The sequence below is a fragment of the Vibrio sp. STUT-A11 genome, assembly GCF_026000435.1.
In the GTDB taxonomy this organism is placed as follows: Bacteria; Pseudomonadota; Gammaproteobacteria; order Enterobacterales; family Vibrionaceae; genus Vibrio.
Genome location: NZ_AP026764.1, coordinates 96495 through 118204 on the forward strand (window position 1 = coordinate 96495; position 21710 = coordinate 118204).

The 21710-nt window shown below is 44.2% G+C and carries 19 protein-coding genes; 11 read left to right on the forward strand and 8 right to left on the reverse strand.

The features are described 5' to 3' along the window. Nucleotides 1–149: 149 nt before the first annotated feature. The 3 genes from OO774_RS16180 to OO774_RS16190 are packed head-to-tail and all read left to right on the forward strand — an operon-like array spanning nt 150 to nt 3167. The gene (locus OO774_RS16180; protein WP_264907440.1) at nt 150–1166 is read left to right on the forward strand and encodes a TRAP transporter substrate-binding protein; all 1017 of its coding nucleotides are present in this window, start codon (nt 150–152) and stop codon (nt 1164–1166) included. A 59-nt stretch (nt 1167–1225) separates the two neighbouring features. Then, nucleotides 1226–1852 carry a TRAP transporter small permease gene (locus tag OO774_RS16185; protein WP_264907442.1) on the forward strand — a complete coding sequence of 209 codons (627 nt, stop codon included), beginning with the start codon at nt 1226–1228 and terminating at the stop codon, nt 1850–1852. Further along, nucleotides 1842–3167, forward strand: a complete 1326-nt coding sequence (locus OO774_RS16190; protein WP_264907444.1) for a TRAP transporter large permease subunit — start codon at nt 1842–1844, stop codon at nt 3165–3167. Before OO774_RS16185 ends, OO774_RS16190 begins: the two co-directional genes overlap by 11 nt. A 48-nt stretch (nt 3168–3215) precedes the next feature. Here the strand turns inward: OO774_RS16190 and OO774_RS16195 are convergent, their stop codons facing one another. Then, nucleotides 3216–3452, reverse strand: coding sequence for a thioredoxin family protein (locus tag OO774_RS16195; RefSeq protein ID WP_264907446.1), 237 nt, complete (start codon nt 3450–3452; stop codon nt 3216–3218). A gap of 9 nt (nt 3453–3461) precedes the next feature. Next, nucleotides 3462–4463: a permease gene (locus OO774_RS16200; RefSeq protein WP_264907448.1), complete on the reverse strand. Its 1002-nt coding sequence runs from the start codon at nt 4461–4463 to the stop codon at nt 3462–3464. Between the two features lie 296 nt (nt 4464–4759). On the opposite strand from OO774_RS16200, the gene OO774_RS16205 reads away from it, so the two are divergent. Then, on the forward strand, nt 4760–4939 hold the full coding sequence (locus OO774_RS16205; RefSeq protein WP_065298237.1) for a hypothetical protein: 180 nt from the start codon (nt 4760–4762) through the stop codon (nt 4937–4939). A 128-nt stretch (nt 4940–5067) separates the two neighbouring features. Beyond that, nucleotides 5068–7158, forward strand: coding sequence for a sodium:proton antiporter (locus OO774_RS16210; RefSeq protein ID WP_264907450.1), 2091 nt, complete (start codon nt 5068–5070; stop codon nt 7156–7158). 69 nt (nt 7159–7227) lie between these two features. Here the strand turns inward: OO774_RS16210 and alr are convergent, their stop codons facing one another. Further along, entirely contained in the window at nt 7228–8307 is a 1080-nt protein-coding gene (gene alr, locus OO774_RS16215; RefSeq protein ID WP_264907452.1) for an alanine racemase, read from the reverse strand. 1330 nt (nt 8308–9637) lie between these two features. Between alr and dgcN the strand changes: the two genes are divergently transcribed. Genes dgcN through OO774_RS16230 form a run of 3 tightly spaced genes read left to right on the forward strand, consistent with a single transcriptional unit; the run spans nt 9638 to nt 12484 of the window. Then, complete coding sequence (dgcN, locus tag OO774_RS16220; protein ID WP_264907454.1) at nt 9638–10642, forward strand: N-acetyltransferase DgcN; 1005 nt, start codon at nt 9638–9640, stop codon at nt 10640–10642. Then, on the forward strand, nt 10642–11616 hold the full coding sequence (dgcA, locus tag OO774_RS16225) for an N-acetyl-D-Glu racemase DgcA (RefSeq protein ID WP_264907456.1): 975 nt from the start codon (nt 10642–10644) through the stop codon (nt 11614–11616). Before dgcN ends, dgcA begins: the two co-directional genes overlap by 1 nt. Before the next feature lie 10 nt (nt 11617–11626). Further along, nucleotides 11627–12484: a D-amino-acid transaminase gene (locus OO774_RS16230; RefSeq protein ID WP_264907458.1), complete on the forward strand. Its 858-nt coding sequence runs from the start codon at nt 11627–11629 to the stop codon at nt 12482–12484. Between the two features lie 86 nt (nt 12485–12570). Here the strand turns inward: OO774_RS16230 and OO774_RS16235 are convergent, their stop codons facing one another. From OO774_RS16235 to OO774_RS16245, 3 genes are all read right to left on the reverse strand, one after another. Further along, on the reverse strand, nt 12571–13416 hold the full coding sequence (locus OO774_RS16235; RefSeq protein WP_264907460.1) for a CPBP family intramembrane glutamic endopeptidase: 846 nt from the start codon (nt 13414–13416) through the stop codon (nt 12571–12573). Between the two features lie 135 nt (nt 13417–13551). After that, complete coding sequence (locus OO774_RS16240) at nt 13552–14295, reverse strand: dienelactone hydrolase family protein (protein ID WP_264907461.1); 744 nt, start codon at nt 14293–14295, stop codon at nt 13552–13554. 260 nt (nt 14296–14555) lie between these two features. Then, nucleotides 14556–15656: an alkene reductase gene (locus OO774_RS16245; RefSeq protein WP_264907462.1), complete on the reverse strand. Its 1101-nt coding sequence runs from the start codon at nt 15654–15656 to the stop codon at nt 14556–14558. 307 nt (nt 15657–15963) lie between these two features. Here OO774_RS16245 and OO774_RS16250 point away from each other — a divergent pair, with 307 nt between their 5' ends. Continuing rightward, nucleotides 15964–16872, forward strand: coding sequence for a LysR family transcriptional regulator (locus tag OO774_RS16250; RefSeq protein ID WP_264907464.1), 909 nt, complete (start codon nt 15964–15966; stop codon nt 16870–16872). A gap of 80 nt (nt 16873–16952) precedes the next feature. Here the strand turns inward: OO774_RS16250 and OO774_RS16255 are convergent, their stop codons facing one another. Both OO774_RS16255 and OO774_RS16260 read right to left on the reverse strand, forming a co-directional pair. Beyond that, nucleotides 16953–17609, reverse strand: a complete 657-nt coding sequence (locus OO774_RS16255) for a nitroreductase family protein (protein WP_264907465.1) — start codon at nt 17607–17609, stop codon at nt 16953–16955. Between the two features lie 202 nt (nt 17610–17811). Continuing rightward, the gene (locus tag OO774_RS16260) at nt 17812–18717 is read right to left on the reverse strand and encodes a LysR family transcriptional regulator (protein ID WP_263839202.1); all 906 of its coding nucleotides are present in this window, start codon (nt 18715–18717) and stop codon (nt 17812–17814) included. A 405-nt stretch (nt 18718–19122) separates the two neighbouring features. Between OO774_RS16260 and fdhA the strand changes: the two genes are divergently transcribed. Both fdhA and OO774_RS16270 read left to right on the forward strand, forming a co-directional pair. Further along, on the forward strand, nt 19123–20325 hold the full coding sequence (gene fdhA / locus OO774_RS16265) for a formaldehyde dehydrogenase, glutathione-independent (protein ID WP_264907467.1): 1203 nt from the start codon (nt 19123–19125) through the stop codon (nt 20323–20325). 418 nt (nt 20326–20743) lie between these two features. Next, the gene (locus OO774_RS16270; RefSeq protein ID WP_264907469.1) at nt 20744–21670 is read left to right on the forward strand and encodes a LysR family transcriptional regulator; all 927 of its coding nucleotides are present in this window, start codon (nt 20744–20746) and stop codon (nt 21668–21670) included. Nucleotides 21671–21710: the final 40 nt, after the last annotated feature.

Sequence of the window (21710 nt, forward strand, 5' to 3'; positions counted from 1 at the left end):
AAGTACCAGTTTGAAAATATTCATGGTACCAGCATAAAAATTTAAACTGGTACCATCGTATGTCACCGACTGGTTCTATTCCTTTAGCACTCGACTCTTAATATGAGTATCGAAAACGGAATCGAAAAACATTTAGAAGAGGACTTTCTATGCTAAAGGGAAAAGGTAAAAAGCTACTGAGCTGTATGCTTGCAGCGACACTGGGATTGGGCGCTATGGCTACTTCAGCGGCAAGTTTTGCTGCAGAGCAGAACTGGCGCTTTGCCAACCTTTATGGCCGTGGAACGGCTTATGGACAAGTTTACGAAAACCTGGCAAAGAATATTGAAACCATGTCTGACGGTCGGATCGCTGTACAGGTTTTATATTCAGGCGAAGGCGTTGGTACTAAGGGTATTCTGGGTGCTGTTAAATCTGGCCTGATCCAGATGGGCGCACCATTTCAATCTATGCACGCGGGTGAACTCCCTGCTGGCGTTGTAGAGATTGGCTTACCGGGTGGTACTGACGATGTGGGCGAACTTTCGACATTGTTCCACGAAAAGGGCTGGTCGGAAGTATTAAAAGACGCCTATGGTTCTCAAAATCTGGTGTGGTTGGATCCTTACATTCAGCCCCCGGTCTACATCATCACAAAAGAAGAAATTAAGTCTGTTGAAGACTTCAAAGGCATGAAAATTCGCGCGCCAGGTGCTTACGGTAAATTCCTGAGAAACCTTGGTGCTTCACCTGTTTCACTAGCTTGGAGTGAAATCTACACCTCTCTGGCAACAGGCGTAATCGACGGCTCAATTGGCTCTAACATGATTGACCACCGCGACGGTAACCACGTTGAAGTTGCCAAATACATGTACCCGCTTCCTCTGGCTGGCGCACAGGTGCTGCCAATTGTGGTCAACAAGAAAGCATGGGCTAAGCTATCTCCCGATCTACAGGCTATCGTCAGCGCTGCTACCACCGTTCACGCACAAGAACAGATGACGAAATCAATCCTTTGGGAATCTCAGGCTATTGCTGATATGGAAGCTAAAGGTTTGAAATGGAGTCCAGAACCATCTGAAGCAGACAAAAAAGCATGGGAAGAAGCGGGGAAATCTCTCGCAGCAGAATACGCAGCAGCAGATAAGTACTCTAAACAGCTTATCGACATATTGGAAAAACAGTAACAAAGAATTGAGAGGTGGAGTTCGCTCCACCTCTGTTTGTCTGTTTGCAAGGAGGCCACATGATTGAAAAAATTCTCATCGGATACTGCCGAATCGTTCAGAGTTTGATAAGAGGTATCGGGCGTTCCGTCTCCTATCTCCTGCCAATACTCGCCAGTGTCGTCGCTTACGAAGTGTTCGCACGTTATATTCTAGACCGACCTACGATATGGGGCTATGACACGTCGCTGTTTTTGTTTGGCTATATCTCAGCACTGGGCGGTGCTTATGCACAACAGAAAGGCGCTCATATCAACGTAGATATTATCCACGCTAAGGTTTCCGAAAAGATTCGACGTTGTTTCGATTTGCTGACTGCCGTATTAGCCATTGGTTTCTTAGCCGTGATGGCCAAAGTTTGCTGTGGAATGTTTTTCGAAAGCCTGGAGCTAAACTATCGAACTCAGAGTGAGTGGGCTCCACCGTTACATCACTTTTGGCTGATGATTACAGTATCTGCAGGCATTTTTATTGCTCAATACTCGGTGCAAATCATTTGCAACCTGTTCTATCTGCTGACATCCAGAGAACTTCTGAAACCTTCAAAGCACGACGTACCCTCTTCGCTTGAAGAGCAGCCGTTCAAAGTAGATTCAACAAAATTTAATAAAGAGCAAAACACAGAGGAAGTGGCATATGGAGATTGAAGTACTTACAGGGGTGTTATTGGCCTGTATCCTTACCGCTTTTGCTTTAGGTGCACAAGTCGGACTCGCATTAGCGGCAATCGCCATGGGCGTGGGATATATCACCTGGGGTGAAGGTTTATTCAACATTATTCCGACTACCGTTGAGAGTACGTTTTTCAACTTTATCCTTTTAGCAATCCCACTCTACATTTACATGGGCCAGATTCTGACTCGCTCTGGCATCGGAGATGCCATGTTTAACGCCAGCCAATTAGCCATTGGACGAATTCGCGGCTCATTGGCTATCAGCGTTATAGGCGTGTGTTCAATGATTGGCGCTATGGTTGGCATTATCGGCGCAGGCATCATGACATCGAGCAGCATCGCATTAAAACCGATGCTAGAACGCGGCTACGATAAACGCCTGGCGTTGGGTGTCATCATGGCTGGTGGCTCTTTAGGTATCCTTATTCCACCAAGTATCCCAATGATCATGTTTGCATCCGCGACACAGAACTCTGTTGGCAAAATGTTTCTCGGCGCTATGGTTCCCGCTTTGATTACCATTGTGCTTCTGATTAGCTACGTGGTGATTTCGTGCAAACTGAATCCAAATCGCGCACCATTGGATACCGAGAACGACAATGATATCGAGATCCCGAAAGGTTATGAGATGTTCAGAACCATTCGTGACGGCGCGTCTTCACTGTTACTGATTGTCGCTGTGTTAGGCAGTATTATTGCAGGTATTGCGACACCGACCGAATCTGGTGCAATCGGTGTTGTGGGTGCGATTATTCTGTCTATTTTGTTTAAACGCTTTAAGCCAGCAATGGTTCAGAAAGCTGGGCTACAAACGGCAACCTTAGTCAGCGTCGCGATGTGGATCATCCTTGGAGCGTCGGTATTCAGTAACTTCCATCTCCTGATGGGCGTACAAGGCATGGTTTCCGACATTACAACCAGTCTCGATCTGCCACCGATCATGATCATCATCATGTTCCAGATCATCATGCTACTTCTGGGCTTCATCATTGATGAATTCATTATTGTCTTGATGTGCGCGCCGATCTTTACACCTGTCGCTGTCGCATTGGGTTACGACCCTATCTGGTTTGGTGTTCTGATGATCCTTAACATTGTTATCGCAGTACAAACTCCACCTTATGGTTTCGCTCTGTTTTACTTAAAAGGCATCGCGCCAAAAGGCATTACCATGCTGGATATCTATAAATCAGTCACCCCATTTATCCTAGTGCAATTGCTGGTTTTGTGTATTGTTATGGTTTTCCCAGATTTGGTCACTTGGCTACCCAACCAAGTCATGGGCTAGATATTAGAGAAAGGAAAGGCTGTTAAAAAACAGCCTTTTTTATTGCCATCAAGATGTTAGCCACGACTGAATTTTTTCCGCTTGAGGGACTCCGCCAGAATGCACTAGCTCTTCGTCCATCACCACGGCCGGTGTAGACATCACTCCGTAGTCCATGATGGTTTCCATATCCGTGACTTTTTCCACTTCAACGTCAACCCCCTGCTCCGCCGCTATTTTTTCGATCAAGTTTGCTGTATTAACACAGTTCGCACAGCCTGAACCCAACACTTTAAAAACTTTCATCTCCAGCTCCTAAAACCGCCATAGTGGTAAATTAAATATCCATCCCATCGTCGTAAACGCGAGCAGCAACATACCGAAAAGCATACCAAGAAGTCGCCACTGCATAACTTGTTTCAACATCACAAACTCAGGAATACTTGCGGCAACCGTGCTCATACAAAATGCTAATGTAGTACCGATTGGCAAACCATTTTGAAGAAGGCTTTCCATCACGGGAATCACACCTGTCGCATTTGAATAAAGAGGAATACCAATAAGTACCGACGCCGGAACCGACCACCATTGACCGGATCCCAAATGTGTTTCTATCCAACCATCAGGAACGAAGCCATGTAAGCCAGCTCCAATGCCGACCCCAATAAACACCCACTTCCAGACACGACCTACAATCTCGACCATCTCTTGCTTGGCAAACGTGTGTCGCTCTGACAACGTTATTCCCGCGCTCCCATTGTCACTTAGGGTTTCATGACTCTGTTGCGGAAATTTGGCATTACGCATCGCCTTTGATGCCAGAGGCTGTAACCAGCGCTGTGCACCGATCACATCAAGGATCCAGCCACTCACGATACCGATAAGCATCCCTATCACGACGTACATGACGGTGAACTTCCAGCCAAGTAAGCTGAATAGCAACAACACGGCGATTTCGTTAATCAACGGCGAGGTGATCAAGAAAGCCATAGTGATACCAATAGGAATACCTGCAGAGGTAAAACCTAAAAAGATTGGAATGCTAGAACAAGAGCAAAATGGAGTGATTGCACCAAAAAAGCTGCCCGCAAGATACCCAAACCATCTACGTTTTCCCGCTAAATAGTGACGCACTTTTTCGACATTTAACGAGGCTCTAAACAGCGCAATCACATAAATCATGACGACCAGTAGCACCAGGATTTTACTGACGTCTTCAATAAAAAAGTGAATAGCATCTGCGAGCTTGGTATTGGGCTGTAAAGAAAAAAGCTGGTAAGTCACCCAATCAGCGAGACGTGTAAAAACCTCAAACATATCGAATCCTTATACTTACTACGATGACCAGTCTGCTCATCGATATTGCAAGTAAGTCAACAGCGTGAGACAAGGCACTCTGATACCTTGAGAAATAAGTTTTTACTCTAATTCTAGTCTATATCTCCAGGCTAATTTCATTTAGTGGCACTATTTCACCTTTGTTTTTTAATCTTTCACGACAAGTATTTAATAGTCGTATTGACTAGAAACCACCAAGTTGAAACCTTCGACATCATCATTGCCGAATCCTTAGCTATAGTTAGTCACAGATACAACGATCAAGGAGTTGTAAAATGAACGATGAGACAAACCCTAAAGATAAAAGCAACTGGGCTATTGGCGGTGGAACACTACTCGGCTTAGGGGTGGGGATGATCTTTATTCAGCATTCTGCGCTCGCCTTTGTCGGCTGTCTGATTGCTGGCATCGGGATGGGGTTAATCATTGCGGCCGTCATTAGCTGCAAAAAATAATTTCGATCGTTTGAATGATAAATAGATAGGGAACATTAGGTACTTTTCAAATTAATCAGGAATCTTATCCAAAGATGAACCATTATTAATTCATAGGTTTAGCGCAGCCAATAAGACGTCCAGTAAGTATGAATGTTCCTGATATTTTCATATCATCGATCTTAGGTATCGTACTGTTAATAACAGTATCCGTGGCTTCGTCCCTGATTGCAAGAGCGCTGCGAGTCCCCTTCCCAATTATTCTGGTGATGTCTGGTGTTTGCCTTACACTTCTACCCGAACTGCCAGCAGGCATCCGCATATTCTACGAACCCGATACTGCAGAGAAGACCATCTTATTCGTCTTCCTACCGTTATTGGTGTTCGAGGCCGCCTATAAATTCGATTTCGCTAAGTTCACCGCTAACTGGTCCGCGATTATGATCATGGCCATTCCCGGCGTCATGTTCTCAACGTTAATCATTACAGCGACACTTGTTTTTATTGGTATTTTAACGCCTCAGACCGCCCTAATCCTTGGGATTATTTTAAGTGCTACCGACCCCAGCGCCACGATCGCTATTTTTAAGGAGTCCGGCGCGCCTAAAGATCTCATCACGATTGTAGAGGGAGAAAGTTTATTCAATGATGCGACCGTCATTGCAGCATACAAAATCGCGGTGCTAATTTTTGCCATGCACCTAACCCCGACAGATATGGTACTCACCGGGCTGTGGCAATTCACTTGGGTCTTTTTAGTCGGTGCACTTTGTGGCTATGTCACGGGTCACCTGCTTCTTTGGCTGATGAAGTCGCTGCCCGACGATCCTTATATCGAAATAAGCATCAGCCTTGTCACTGCGATTGGATGCTTTGTCTCTGTTGAGCAGCTTGTCCATGCCAGCAGTATTGTCGCTTTGACGATTTGCGGTTTAGTATTGGCAAAAAATACGCCATTACCGATCAGTAATGAGTCCAATCAGTATCTGAATAGCTTCTGGACCTACATGTCCGATCTCGCTAAAGCCATGATTTTTATACTGGTGGGATTGTGGTTAAATTTGGAATTGATCGCATCGCATTGGTTAAACACTCTGCTGGTGATCATCAGCATGCTTGCCGCGAGAGCGGGCTTTGTGTACTGGATTTTGCCATTTTTCGGGCGACTCCGCCGCCTTTCCTACTCTATGCCGCGATCATACCAACACATCTGTTTATGGGGTGGACTAAGAGGTGCGGTCACTCTTGCACTTTCGATATTAGTGATTACCGACACCTCATTATTTACTGTCGAAGAACGAGAAACCATGTTAGCCGTCGCCATGGGTGCGGTGTTCTTTACCATTTTGATTCAAGGGCTGACGTTATCTCCTCTTGCGAGCCGGTTAAAACTGGATGAAACCAGCATTGAAGAGAAGATTACCAAGAAAGAGCTTATGTTATCGGCGATGAAAGCCAGTGAGAAAGTGTTGGCACACCTGGCAAAAACACCGTTAGCCGACAGCGGTGCTCCTGACGAAATCATGCAATCACTTAAATCGCATGTGGATGAAGAAAAGCGCGATTTGCGTCATCTCTATACCACAGAAGTGGACACTCAAAGTTTGTATAAGAAACTCATTATGGAAGGCTTGAGTATCGAGAGTGAATACCTCTACTTGCTTTATGATCAGGGCTTGATCTCAATGGAAAGTTATCAAAAGCACAGAGAGTTTTTTGATCAACAAATGGACGCGGCGCGCCATAAATACCAACAGCCAAATTCTCAACATACTCACACGCGATCGCTTTTCCGCACGTTTGATAAGTGGACACACAAACCTACGTCAGATGTGTCCATTCAGTACGAACTCGCTTGGTCGCGATTACTTACTACCGATTTAACGCTTATCGAACTTAAAGCTCTGCTAAACGACTACCCAGTTGAACCCGCTTTGAAAAAACAAGTGCTTCAGGTCTGGGCGTCCTGGCGCCAGCAAAGCGCAGATACCGTCAGCCAGCTGGACAAAACCTATCCCGTAATTACGGCGACAGCCCATAGAAAATGGCTACATCATATGCTGAATACGGTTCAAAAAGCGCACCTTGAGAAGTTTGTCAGGCAGCGTCTGATCAGTGAGTCGGACAAAGAGCAGATCGTAAAACAGCTGATGCATACCACCTCATCCTTTTATAAGGATTCGGTTGATAACATTCGAACTGGCCGTGACTCAACCCACTCTACTGACGACACTAAATAGCGAAACCAACCCAAATATTTCTAAGGCTTGAACCATATTAATCATTTGATCAAGCAGGGCTGGTTGTAACTAAACTTCTACGTACGTTTTGCGAACTCGCTTAGTCAGTTTGATTACGAGCTCATACGGAATGGTACCTATGTGTTTCGCGACTTTTTCAATCGGTAGATTGTCGCCCCAAAACTCAACGGTATCTCCGACAGCATCACGTGCATCAGGCCCAAGATCCACGGTAACCATATCCATAGAAACGCGACCAGAGATAGGAACGATTCGTCCGTTGATATAGACAGGAGTACCAACCGGTGCATTTCGAGGATAGCCGTCACCATACCCCATCGCGATAACACCAATGTTGGTATCACGTTCTGAAGTCCAGCTTTCACCATAACCCACAGGTTGATTCGCCTTATGCTCGCGTATCGCAATAAGCTTTGAGTTCAGTGTCATTACACAATGTAACCCATGCTCCTTACCCGTTTCATTTTCATTTGGGCAAATACCATAAAGAGAAATGCCCGCTCTCATGTAATCGAGGTGAGAGTCAGACCAATACAGAATGCCCGCTGAGTTAGCTAGTGTTTTAGGTCCTGGGAAGTCGCCGGTTTGCGACAGAAACAGATCGATCTGCTTTTGCGTCGCAGGGGAGGATAAATCGTCAGCACAGCTAAAATGACTCATGAAACCAACCGGTCCCGCGAGTTTGTTGGTCGCTTCGATTTGTCGAACGTAGTCGCTGAGTTCATAGGGGTGGATCCCCAACCTATGCATCCCGGTATCCAGTTTGAGCCAGACCGTAACAGGGGTAGTGATATCAGCCTGTTTAAGATCTTCCAACTGCTCTTTGCAATGAATCGCCGTATGGAAACCTTCACGTGCAGCCATTTCGAGATCAGCTTTACAAAAACACCCTTCCAGCAGCAGTATTGGCTGTTTAATACCTTCGCTTCTTAGCTCTAGCGCTTCTTCGATACGAGACACAGCAAACATGTCGGCTTGCGTCAGTGTTTTTGCAGTTTTTACAGCGTTATGCCCGTAAGCATCACCTTTTATCACAGCGACAACAGATTTATCAGCGCATTTATTTTTAAGTACATCGTAGTTATCGCTAAGTGCTTTTAGATTAATAACAGCTTCAGCAGTGATCATTAACTCATTCCCAGTAATATACCAATCGGAGTAAGTTTTTCATCATTATTGCAGGTTAAATTCGCTGATGGTTGGGTAACAGATCGGTAATTAAAATAACAAGTTAATGCTATCTATACCTTGCTCTACGCGATTTATCCAACGCAATAAAATGACTATTTCCTCATTCAAATTGGTATTGAATTTCTTCCATGTCAGCTCTACAAACACAATTCATTGGATTGTATCTGATGAGCCGATTAATAACGGTTATAGCTCTTGTTTTGCGATAATTTACGGTCTTTCTATACGAGTTACCTAAGCCACCAAATAAACTCAACGCAAATATACTCAATATCAATTAAGCAATATACCCAAATAACCTCGAGATGCTTGGTTCAGCGAGAATGACTTGGCTCTCAGACGCGGCAACGATTTGAAGATCTAGTGGTTCTAAATCAAAAATCGTTAACAAAGGCTGTGAGTCAAGACAACTCGCCCTTCGGGAGCGTGTCACTGACACAATTTCTGCGTCAAACAACTTGGAAAGAGCTTGCTATTCCGCTTCATTATTTTCCTTGAACTAGTATCAGTGACAACGCTCTGAATCCTGCATCTTGAAGTCATTTGGGTATATACAGACCATCGTTCCAATCAGCACATACACTCAGCTATTAAGCTTTTTTACAGTGAAATACCCTAAAGAAATACTCATGGTATAAGTTCCGAACTGGAATTCTAAAACCTGTATATTATTTCGATATAAATCAAAATATCAGATTAATATATAAAAGCAAGCACCAATAAAACCATAAAATAAATATGGGATTATAACGATAAAAATCAGACAAAAATGGCAAACTACGCACCATTTAGGGTCAATATGTATTCTTTTGGTGCAATCCGGTGAATATTAAAAAATATCATTGAGCTATAATTATAAAACCAACCAGTAAAGTTTGAATTACATCACATAATAGAATCATCTATATATTAATTTAAACTTAGTATAAATGACCAATGGATAAGTCATGGCTTATTTTATAGATAAGACGCGTAATTCACTAAGTACTAACACAATCTGTTACTGACACACTCATAGACGACATTTAAAGCACGACGGCAAGGTTAAAATCAGAATATTATGAAAACCAAACTTATTGAATAAATATGCGTTAAATTAATTTACTTTGAATAAATAGTGCATTTTTTTGAGTTTCATTGCTTATACTTTAAATATTCTTATGTATCGACTGAGGTTGATGTCACGAATTTTGCACTGTAGTTTGTATTGAGAAGCAAGATTAAAAGCTGGTCAGAAATCCAATTCACGACATGGAGTTAACACAAAATGGAACTTAAACAACCTTATCTATTATTTTTAGGCGATGCTGCAGATGCTTTAGCAGCGAAAGTCGCACAGGGAATCAAAACGTGGCGACCAGAACATTGTGTTGGACAATTACGCCTTGAGGGTTGTAATGCTGATGTTGGCCTTGACGATCTAAGTGTGGCACAAGCTGTTGAGGCGGGTGCCAAAACATTGGTTATTGGCGTTGCTAACCGAGGTGGCGTGATTTCTGAGGAGTGGATTTCGGTCCTGATCGAAGCACTTGAATCGGGTATGGACATCGCAGCAGGTTTACATAATAAATTAAACGACATTCCTGAGCTGGTAGAGAGTGCAAAGAAAAATGGCTGCAGCCTTTTCGATGTTCGCTATCCAACACAAACCTACCCTGTCGCAAACGGTAAGCAACGTTCAGGCAAACGCCTATTAACGGTAGGTACAGACTGCTCTGTAGGCAAAATGTATACCTCGCTGGCGATCGAGAAAGAAATGAAAGAACGAGGCATTGATGCTGATTTTCGCGCCACCGGTCAGACGGGTATTCTGATCACTGGTGAAGGTGTCAGCGCAGACTGTGTAGTCGCCGATTTCATTGCCGGTGCTATTGAAACCATCGCGCCAGAAAATGATCCACAGCACTGGGATGTCATAGAAGGCCAAGGATCGTTATTCCACGCTTCGTTTGCAGGTGTTACCACAGGTCTTATCCATGGCTCTCAAGCAGACGCTTTAGTGTTGTGTCATGAGCCGACTCGCACCCATATGCGTGGCCTGCCTGATTATCCATTGCCGGATATCAAAGCTTGTATGGAAGCCAATATTGCCACCGCAAAACTCACCAATCCAAATGTCCAATTTGTCGGTATCTCAATCAACACTTCAGGCCTGTCAGAAAGTGAAGCGATGGAATACATGGATAGCGTTGAGTCTGAAGTGGGCTTGCCAGTTGTCGATCCATTCCGTCAAGGCGTAGCACGTATCGTAGATAAATTAGCGGAGCTGTAATGAAGGTTAGTCTTGAAACGAAAAGTTGGCCGATTCTGGGGAGTTTTACTATCTCTAGGGGTAGTAAAACCCACGCAGAAACCATCATTGTTGAAATAGAACACCAAGGCTTGAAAGGACGTGGCGAATGTGTCCCATATGGCCGATACGGTGAATCTATTCAAAATGTGTTGGCAGAGATAGAAAGTATCATCCCTGATATTGAAGCTGGGATAAGCCGAGAAGAGTTGCAACCGCTATTACCATCAGGCGCAGCGCGTAATGCCGTCGACTGCGCTCTGTGGGATTTGGAGTGTAAAACCGCAAACCAGTCTATCTGGGAAAAAATTGGTTTGTCAGCAGGTGAACTGACCACAGCGTACACCCTCTCTTTGGATGCCCCAAAAAATATGGAGAAAAAGGCAATTGAACATTCTCATCGACCACTGCTTAAACTGAAATTAGGTGGTGCAGAAGATCTTGAGCGTGTTCAGGCTGTACGCCGCGGTGCGCCCAACTCTGCGATCATTCTGGATGCCAACGAAGCATGGACGCTAGAGACCTATAATCAGCTGATACCTGAGCTATTAAAGCTGGATGTTTCAATGATTGAGCAGCCGTTTCATGCCGAAGACGATCATATATTGGATGATCTTGAACGTCCGATCGCCATTTGTGCCGACGAATCTTGTCATGATCGAATGAGTCTACAAAAGATCATTGGTCGCTATGACATGATCAATATAAAACTCGATAAAACGGGTGGCTTAACTGAAGCTCTGGCACTTAAAGAACAAGCTCAATCGGCAGGTCTACGTATTATGGTCGGGTGCATGGTGGCATCTTCATTAAGTATGGCGCCAGCATTTGTCGTCGCCCAAGGAGCGGAAGTCGTCGATCTAGATGGCCCACTGCTGCTCAGTGAAGATATCGAACATGGCTTTGAGTTCGAAAACAACTCTATGCTGCCTTTCGACAGAAAATTGTGGGGATAAGGGGAAAGTAATGGAACGAATTGTATACCTCAACGGAAAGTTTCTCGCTGCAAGTGACGCAAAAGTTTCCGTATTTGACAGAGGATTCCTCTTTGCAGATGCCGTCTATGAAGTAACGGCAGTATTAGATGGTAAACTGATTGACCATGAAGGTCACCTTGCCCGCTTAGAACGTTCGGCTAAAGAGCTAGGCATTAAGATGCCGGTCACTGGTGAACAGTTGATGGATATTCAGCGCCAGCTAATTGAAAAAAACGGCTTAGTGGAGGGTGGCATCTACCTCCAACTGACTCGTGGTAACGAAGGCGATCGCGACTTTTCATACAGTGACAAGATTGAACCCACACTGGTGCTGTTTACTCAATCACGCAATCTGATTGATAGCCCGAAAGCTCAGACAGGGATTAAAGTCATTTCGTTTGATGATATTCGCTGGCGTAGACGTGATATTAAAACCACCAGCTTATTACCCGCGTGCTTAGCGAAACAAACCGCACACGATGCTGGTGCAGAGGATGTTTGGCTGATTGAAGATGGCCATGTCACTGAAGGTGGCTCAAGTAATGCCTATATTGTTACTCAAGACGATGTGCTGGTCACTCGTCCGCTAAGCAATGATATTCTGCACGGTATCACCCGTGCATCATTAATGACTCTTGCTAAAGAGCTGAACTTAACCATTGAAGAGCGTTTCTTCACCATCGAAGAAGCTTATCAGGCCAAAGAAGCGTTTATCAGCTCAGCAACAACCTTCGTGTGGCCTGTCGTCGCAATCGATGATAAACCGATTGGCAGTGGCAAACCTGGTGAAATCGCATTAAGGCTGCGTGATATTTACATTAAGACGTCGAAAGAATTAGCAGTTTAACGTCACGATATAACCCAAGCATTGTGGCCAATTAACATTGGCCACGGTTGAATTTCTTTTAACACCGATGAGTTGCTTGATAACAATCACTGTGCGGCTGCCGGATAGGTAAAGAAAATCAGATGAGCAAAGTTAAACAGAAAATGCGCCAATACCGCACACCATAATCGGCCAGTCACGTAGAAAATCAACCCGTAGCCTAACCCTGCAAGCATAGCGAATAAAACAAGTAATCCGCCACCTGCGATATGCGCAACACCAAACAACACACCCGCAACTAACAAGCCAGCTTTCCAGTTAAAACGACGGCCTAGAGATTGTTGAATCAACCCGCGAAACAATGCTTCTTCCGCAACACAGGTAATCATTAAGTTATTAACAGCAAATAACCACCACCAGCTTGGTAGGCTAAGTTCCACATTCAATGCTCCCAAAAAACTCGCAATAGGCAGTAAGCTGAGCAATGGAACCAGTATCAGTAAAACCTGTTTAAATTCGATTCGCTTTGTTTCCCCCAATAACTTCGGGTAAGCGAGTAGAAGAGCAAAAAAGGCGAGTGGTTTATCCAAATTCAAATACATTGAGAAGGGAATACTTTGTGCGCCCGATTTGACATCATCAAGCACTTGGAGGTTATTAAATCCCGGCATAGTGTGGGTAAACAGCATCGCACACCAAATCAGAACAAGTGCCCAGCCACAATAGTAAACCCATCTACCTTGTTGGTTCTTAGCAAGCCTGGGTAATTGGTAAGCGGTAGCGAGCACAAGCAATGCCGTAATAAACGCGATAAACTCAATGCAATTAACGATAAGAGCACATACCAGAGCCACGAGTAACAGCAGTAGTGCTAACAATTTATGTCGAGTGAAAGCTATAGCTGTCGCAGTCAAAAGGGGTAGCCATACCCAGACGGTGGCATCAAGAAGCATGAAAAAGTCCTTTTTATAATTGTGCTTCAGTAAATCAGGGTTGAATTGTAAAGGAAAGAAGTACAGACAGTAAGAAGGCTACCGTGAATCTTGGTAGCCTTTTAGATTTGATGAGATGCTAGGTGGTGCTTAACTTTATTTAGTCGTATTCGCGGTTAAGAAACTTGAGAATGCTTGCCAAGATTTCTCATCCGCATCTTTACGATAACGATCGGAGTCCCACACGGTGAAGGCATGAGGTGCACCGCCGTAAGCCACCATTTCATGTGGAACTTTGTTTTGCTCGAGTTCGTCAGCCAACTGAGCAAATTCGCTCATTGGGATTGCAGTATCAGCCGTGCCATGAAGAATAAGTACTGGAGCTTTGGTATCTGCATAGCTTTGACCTTCTGGTGTTTTTAGGCCGCCATGGAAAGTGACGAAACCTTTCGCACTCATGCCAGATCGCGCAGACTCCAATACTGCCGCACCGCCAAAGCAGTACCCCATCACAACCGTGTTCTCTAAATTTCCGCCTAGTTTTCCTGCTTCAGCTAAGCTGGCGCTCATTAACTTTCTTAGCTTGTCTCTGTCTTTGTAAAGCTCCCCAGTATGCTGCCTTTTATCTTCCACTTTAGTTGGACGTACTCCTTGACCAAACAGATCAGCAGCAAATACGTTGTACCCCATATCGTTAAGCATTTGCGCTCTCTTTTCTTCGTACTCGGTCAGCCCGTCCCAGTCGTGGACCAACAATACTAGCGGTGCATTATCGTCAACTTTAGCCCAATACCCTTCGTAAGAAACATCGCCAACTTGGTAAACCACGTTCTCACCAGCAGAAACAGAGCAGCTGCCAGCCGCAGCAAGAAGTGCCAACCCAATGAGCTTGATTTTCATACTAATTCCCTTCTGTATTATGTAAACAGTTGTCTAAGTAGCTTAGTACATCCTCAACAGGCGCAGAGGATTAAGGATGATACTTTGCGATTGATTCAAGCGTTTTATACCAACGTGGAGAACAAAATGATCAAGTGAAACTCAACCATTGAAGCGAGTAGCATCGATAATCTAGGTCGAAGGGGCAGCGAGGCTTCTTTCTTAAAAAACGACAAAAGCCTCTATGAAGAGGCTTTATATGAAAATAGTTAAATTGGACTTTAGATCTCAGAATACGTTGGATAATCAATTAATCCTTTTTCACCACCACCAAACAGTGTTGCAGGATCATGTGTCGCAAGTGGGTAACCATTTTTAATGCGAGCTGGGAGATCTGGATTAGCAACAAATGGGCGGCCAAAGCCAATCATATCCGCCAAACCGGATTCTAAAGCACTCGCTGCTTTTTCGGCATCGTAACGACCAGCGTAAATAATCACACCTTGGTATGCGTCACGAATGGCAAGCTTAAACGCTGCGGGCATATCTGGAGCATCATCCCAGTCAACTTCCGCAATGTGTATATACACCACGTTTAATTTGTTGAGTAATGCCGCTGCTGTGGTATACGTTTCAATCGGTGTTTTGTCTACAGTCCCATTTAGTGAGGTAAATGGTGCTAAACGAACGCCTATGCGCTCTGCCCCGATAGCGTCTGCCATCGCTTTCACTACTTCACCCAAGAAACGTAAACGATTTTCAATGCTGCCGCCGTATTCATCGGTTCGGGTGTTCGCTTCCGAATCAATAAACTGGTTTACGAGGTAGCCGTTAGCGGCATGCAGTTCTATACCATCAAAGCCAGCTTCAATCGCATTCAGCGCAGCTTGTCGATATTCCGCAACAACTTGCTTTATATCTTCTTTGGTCATTTCGCGTGGCTCTACAACATCAACAAAGCCAGGTTCGTCAGTCCCATTGTCGACAAACACTTTCACGTTTTCAGCCTTAAGTGCTGACGATGAAATTGGTTGTTTACCGCCGATGTTATCTGGGTGCGTAACACGACCAACATGCCAGAGTTGAGCGAAGATTGCTCCACCTTTGGCGTGTACTGCGTCCGTAACCAGTTTCCAGCCTTCGATTTGTTCTTGGCTGTAAATACCAGGAGTCCACGCATAACCTTGACCCATTGGTGAAATTTGGGTTCCTTCAGCAACAATCAAACCAGCGCTCGCACGTTGTGCATAATATTGCGCCATCATTTGATTTGCTGCTTTGTCAGACTGGCTTGCACGCGAACGTGTCATTGGTGGCATGACGATACGGTTAGCAAGAGTTAACTCACCAAGTTGAATGGATTGAAACATTAAATCTTTCATTGCAGTGCCTCTTACTTATTAATTTGAATGAGTTCGATTTGGTAGCCATCAGGGCCTTTAATAAAGGCGGTTTGAGTGGTAAATGAATATGGGTATACAATAAAGCACTTAAATTTTAATTAAAAATTATCATAATTTATTATTTTTATAATTTATTGTTATCAAGATTAAATAACCCAGCCGTCAAAAGAGCCGATATCACTCGTTGCTGCTTCAACGATTTACTAAAAATTTTGAGTTTAGCGCTCAAGGTGTATAATTTTAACTTATTAAAAATGTATATTTTGATAATACGTGGTTGTTATAAATGCTTAATCCTATCTGGCTCAATACCTTTAAAACATTGATTGATGTTGGACACTTCACTAAAACAGCCGAGGTGCTTCATATGACCCAGCCTGGGGTAAGTCAACATGTCAGTAAGTTGGAAGCGGCTTGTGGTTATCCTTTGATAAAGCGATTTAACAAGAAGTTTGAGCTCACGACCTATGGTAGAAAAGTTTACGAGTATTCTGTGAAGCATTTTGAAGAAGAGTCCGAACTGTTACAGAATCTAGGCCGTGACGAGCCCTTTCGAGGCCGTTGTACCATTGGCTGTTCAGGGACTTTTGCTTGGTTGATTTATCCGGAGTTGCTCTCTTTACAAACGGTCTATCCCGGCTTATCCATAGAACTGGAAGCCTCACCCAATCATCGTATCCTTGAACAGATACAGCAAGGCACATTGGATATCGGGCTAGTGACCAAGAAGCCTAACCTTAAATATTTCTCGAGCCGAGTTGTAGGCGCGGAGTTTCTTGCTCTTGTTGTCCCTTCTTCCGCTGATTTAACTCTGCCGTTGAAGGAATTATTGACCGGGTTAGGGGCCGTTCGACACCCTGACCTAAACCACTATTTCCAATCCTACGTCAATCAGGCAAATAATGACGACCTTCATCAATTGGATTTAGAGAACATTCCTACACAAAGTTATATTAACCAAATCCATCAGATTTTAGTTCCTATTGCCAAAGGCATTGGATTTACTGTTGTCCCCAAATTGTGTGTTGACTTATTCCCAGACAAAGCACATCTGCAAACAATAGCGATTTTTTCTGACATCAAAGAGCCTGTCTATTTGGTAAGTAAACTTAATCTACCACTTGCTCGCCGCTATGATCAGGTTATTCAAGTGATTGAAGCGGCCCTAGAGACAGAGCAATCCGATACAGTTTAGATAAAGGTTGGGGATAAAAGATCACCCTAAATATTGAGCCAGCGTCGACGACACTGGCTCATAAAAACTGGCAGGTAAGATTACAACGTTGTAATCACATCATCTAAACTCAAACGCGCCTTAGGCAGGCCATAGTTGTAATCTTCCGCATCTAAGTGATAGCCCATTGCCAATGCGACTTCACATACGTGGCCTTCCAGTTCCTCTTTGAACTCTTCACCAATCAATTTTGAATCAACACCTTCCATCGGGGTCGAATCAATGCCTAACCTAGCAAGCGTATGCAATACATTACCAAGCGCTAAATACACCTGAGCTTTTGTCCAGTTGCCGTTAAAACCCGCCTTATCGGTGTTCGCTTCAGCAAAAGCGTATGCGCCCATAAATCTTTCGTACATCTCTGCTGGTAGATGACCTGATGTCACTTCCGCATCAACACGTTTCGCATATTTCTCTTTGGTAAACTTAGGATCATACGCCAAAAGGATCGTGTGTGACGCTTCTTTAGCATGTGGCTGATTGAACTGATGCATATTCGCAAACGTATTGTGGAAACGCTGCTTCGCTTCATCACTCTCAATGACGATAAACTTCCACGGTTGAGAGTTAATGGATGATGCCGACAAACGAATTGCTTCTTTTATCGTTTCCATATCTTGTTGAGAGATACGTTTCTCTGCATCATATTTCTTTGCAGTATAACGACGATTGAGATCTTTGATTACTTGATGAGACATCTTGATATCCTATTTAAATACAAACAGATGGAAGCAGTACTTAGCGTATCAGCTAGGAGAACTTCGCCAGTGACGATATCATAATGCCTTACAAGAAAATTAATAATACCCACAAATTTAGAATCACTTTATAGATTTTATTGAAAATAGATTTCCCTTACCGCCAACGGGTGTGTCAAGACTAGAGAAATTGTGGATTTCGCTAGTCGCAACAAAGTGTTTCCCAATAGGTTGGGTGACCAAAATACTCCGCGAAGTAATCAATAAACGCTCTGACCTTAAGTGCGATCAGGCGTGAGCTTGGATAAACAGCCCAAATGCTTGCATCCATCGCCAATGGGTATTCATGTAATATTTCGATTAACTCACCACGCTTAACCTGCTGATAAACACTCCATATCGAGTTAATAGAAATACCAATACCATCAATCGTTGCATCTCGCATAGCATCGCCATTATCCGTTCTGAAGCGGCCCGTTGTTCGAATATTTAATGGACCATTAGATGTGTTGAACGCCCAGCTATCCATCCCCATCAGGTTGATACATTCATGGTTCGTTAAGTCCTGTGGCGTATCAGGCGTTCCAAATTTCGCGAGATATTCTGGTGATGCAACAATAATTCTTCGGTCAGACGCTAACTTCCTTGCCACTAGCGTCGAATCTTTCAGCTCTGCAACACGTATCGCAACATCAAACCCGCCCTCAACCATATCTATAATGGAATCGGAAAATCGAAAATCCACCGTAAGGTCCGGGTATTTAGACATAAAACCTTTCAATGCCGGAATTAAATGCATACGACCAAATGATGCAGGTGCAGTCACGCGTATTGTGCCAGTGGGATTACCATGCCCCACTCCAACAACACTTCGGGCCGCTTCTACCGAGGCTAGAACATCTTCCGCATAAGGCAAAAACGCCTTCCCCTCTTCAGTGAGGGATACCTTACGCGTGGTTCGATGCACCAAACGAACGCCTAAACTTTCTTCTAGCTTATTGATATGAGCGCTCGCAACCGCCGGAGATAACCCCAAACTATTCCCCGCCATACTAATACTTTGGCTAGACGCTAAACGAACAAACAGCTTTAGATGTTCAATATTCATTTTAAATTTGTCCTCGTGCTTAAACGTCGAATCGATTCTTTGCTCTGACAGCTTTTGACTTCATTTTACGTGATGTACCGTTTAATAAGCGATGTCACTTCTTAATAAACACTTGTGACCTTGATCTCGGCATCAATTTTCTTATGCCAATCATGTCGCAAATGCACCAACATCTGGCGCAATGCCGCAAATAGGTGCAATCCGCGAGTGCTACTCTCCTCCACGAAAGTCAAACAAAAGCACCAATAAATCTTAGCTAACATGAGCCGAAATGCTGTTGTCACCAAGGACTAAAATCGCCCTAATGGTTTGATAAAGCTGAGTTTTAAAGCTGTTGTCATCGTTAACGGATTTCACTGGTAAAGGAACCACCACAACTATAATAAGCCTCAACAAGGAGACCTTATGTCCTACGAAAAATCAAACCGTGCCGTTGTTTACAAAGGTCCGGGCAAAGTTGCTGTCGAGTCAATTCCATACCCAGAACTCGCGCTAGGCAATCGTAAGTGTGAGCACGGCGTAATCCTTAAAGTGCTGACGACCAATATCTGTGGCAGCGACCAACATATGGTACGTGGACGTACGACCGCTGAAGAAGGCTTAGTACTTGGTCACGAAATCACGGGCATCATTTTAGAAAAAGGCCGCGATGTCGAGTTCGTTGATGTTGGCGATATCGTTTCAGTACCGTTTAACATTGCTTGTGGCCGATGCCGCAACTGTAAATCAGGCATGACTGGTATCTGTCTCAACGTGAACCCTGCTCGTCCAGGTGCGGCATACGGTTATGTTGATATGGGCGGCTGGGTTGGCGGCCAATCTGAATACGTAATGATACCGTACGCTGACTTCAACTTACTTAAGTTCCCAGATCCGGATCAGGCACGAGAGAAAATTAAGGATTTAACACTTCTTTCTGATATCTTCCCAACGGGTTTCCATGGCTGTGTAACCGCAGGCGTTGGTCCTGGTTCTACCGTTTATATTGCTGGTGCAGGTCCTGTGGGTCTGGCAGCGGCGGTATCGGCTCAACTACTTGGCGCAGCTTGTGTCATCGTTGGAGACATGATCCCAGATCGTCTAGAGCAAGCTCGTAGTTTTGGTTGCGAAACCATTGACCTACGCGAAGACGGCAGCATGGAAGACAAAATTGAAGCCATTCTGAATGAGCGTGAAGTTGATTGTTTTGTTGACTGTGTTGGTTTCGAAGCGCACGGATGTGGCTGTGGTGGTCACACTCAAGAAGCACCAGCAACAGTACTGAACTCTGCGATGCAAGTAACGCGTGCCGGTGGTTCGATTGGTATTCCTGGTCTTTACGTTACAGACGATCCGGGTGCGAAAGACGAAGCAGCAAAAGAAGGGGCACTGAGCATGCGTTTTGGTCTTGGCTGGGCGAAATCGCATTCGTTCCATACTGGTCAATGTCCGGTAATGAAATATCACCGTGGTCTGATGCAATCTATTTTGTTCGACAAAGTGAAAATTGCTGACGCCGTAAACGTACAAATGATTTCACTCGATCATGCACCTCAAGGTTATGCCGACTTTGATGGTGGTGCAGCTAAGAAATTTGTTATTGATCCACACGGCGAGTTTAGCTCTTAATAAAATACCGCAGACAATATGCTTAATTTTTAGGGGATAGGTTATTAAATTAACCAAAGTTAAACGATAATAACTGCGATCGTTAAGGTGGGCTTGACTCCTCTAGCGCGGGCTGAATTTCAGCCCGCCTTTTTATACCCGCGGATTTATCAAACTAACTTTTTCACTCTATCACTTTTAGTGGTATTAAGATGTTCAAAAACTCAATCGCCTTCTGCCAGGAAGAGAGAAAAATGAACACAACCGCCACTCAATTCCATTTATACACCTATATGGAAACAGCCTAAAAGTAAGAGATTAGTGGTTCATTGAGATAACTAATTATCCTGTTTGGGGACGCATGATTTATTGTCACGTTAAATCAAATATTGATATTATCATCCCCACAAAAATAAAAAGTCATCACTTAGGTACTCTCATGGATCTTGCAAGTAGACTCGAACTACTACTCGAGGTTTCTAAACAGGGCTCTTTCGCCCAGGCTGCTGACGCGCGTGGTATCGACCGCTCAGTGTTATCTAAACAAATAAGAAAGCTAGAAGAGTCGCTTGGCCTCAGGCTACTTAATCGTTCTACACGCTCACTGTCGCTTACTCCTGCTGGCCAAGAAATCGTAAAACAAGCCCAGCAAGTAAGTGATGCGTTAGGCAAGACTCGCCAGCTTGCAGACACGTTCAATGACACGCCAAAGGGTCATCTTAGAATATCTTGTACATCACTTTTTGGCCGGAAATACGTTAAGGAAAGTGCGGTAATTTTCCTCAAAAAATACCCACAAGTCAGTGTCGATATCGTCCTCAATGATAGAAAAGTAGACCTTATAGGGGAACGTTATGATGTGGTTTTTAGAGTCGGTTCTCCCGTAGACTCAAACTTAGTGGCGAAAAAATTGGCAAATCATCAGCTGCTATTACTCGCATCAAAGGACTTTATCGCTGAATACGGCTACCCTGAAACACCTCAAGAGCTCGCAGCGTTACCCGCTGTCATTTATTCCAACGGCTCATATCAAATGAATAAAGTACAGTTATCGTCAATGCAAGACGAAGAAGCGCATCCCGTGACGGTGACGGCTAAAGGTCGCTACCATGTCAATGAGGTAGAGTTATTAATGGATGGTGTGCAATCGGGGCTAGGCTATGCCATCGTGGGCCAATTGATGCTCACGCAGAGTATCGAAGAGATGCAGCTGGTTAGATTATTACCTGATTATGAAATCTCTTATACCGGTGGTTTGTACGCCTTGTATCCACACCGCAATCAGCCTCCGCTGGTCAAACTGTTTATTGAAACGGTACAAAATACGATTGGAAGCCCACCGATATGGGAGAGTTACATGACGTAAACTAAACAATATTTATATTTTGATAAATATTCAATTTACG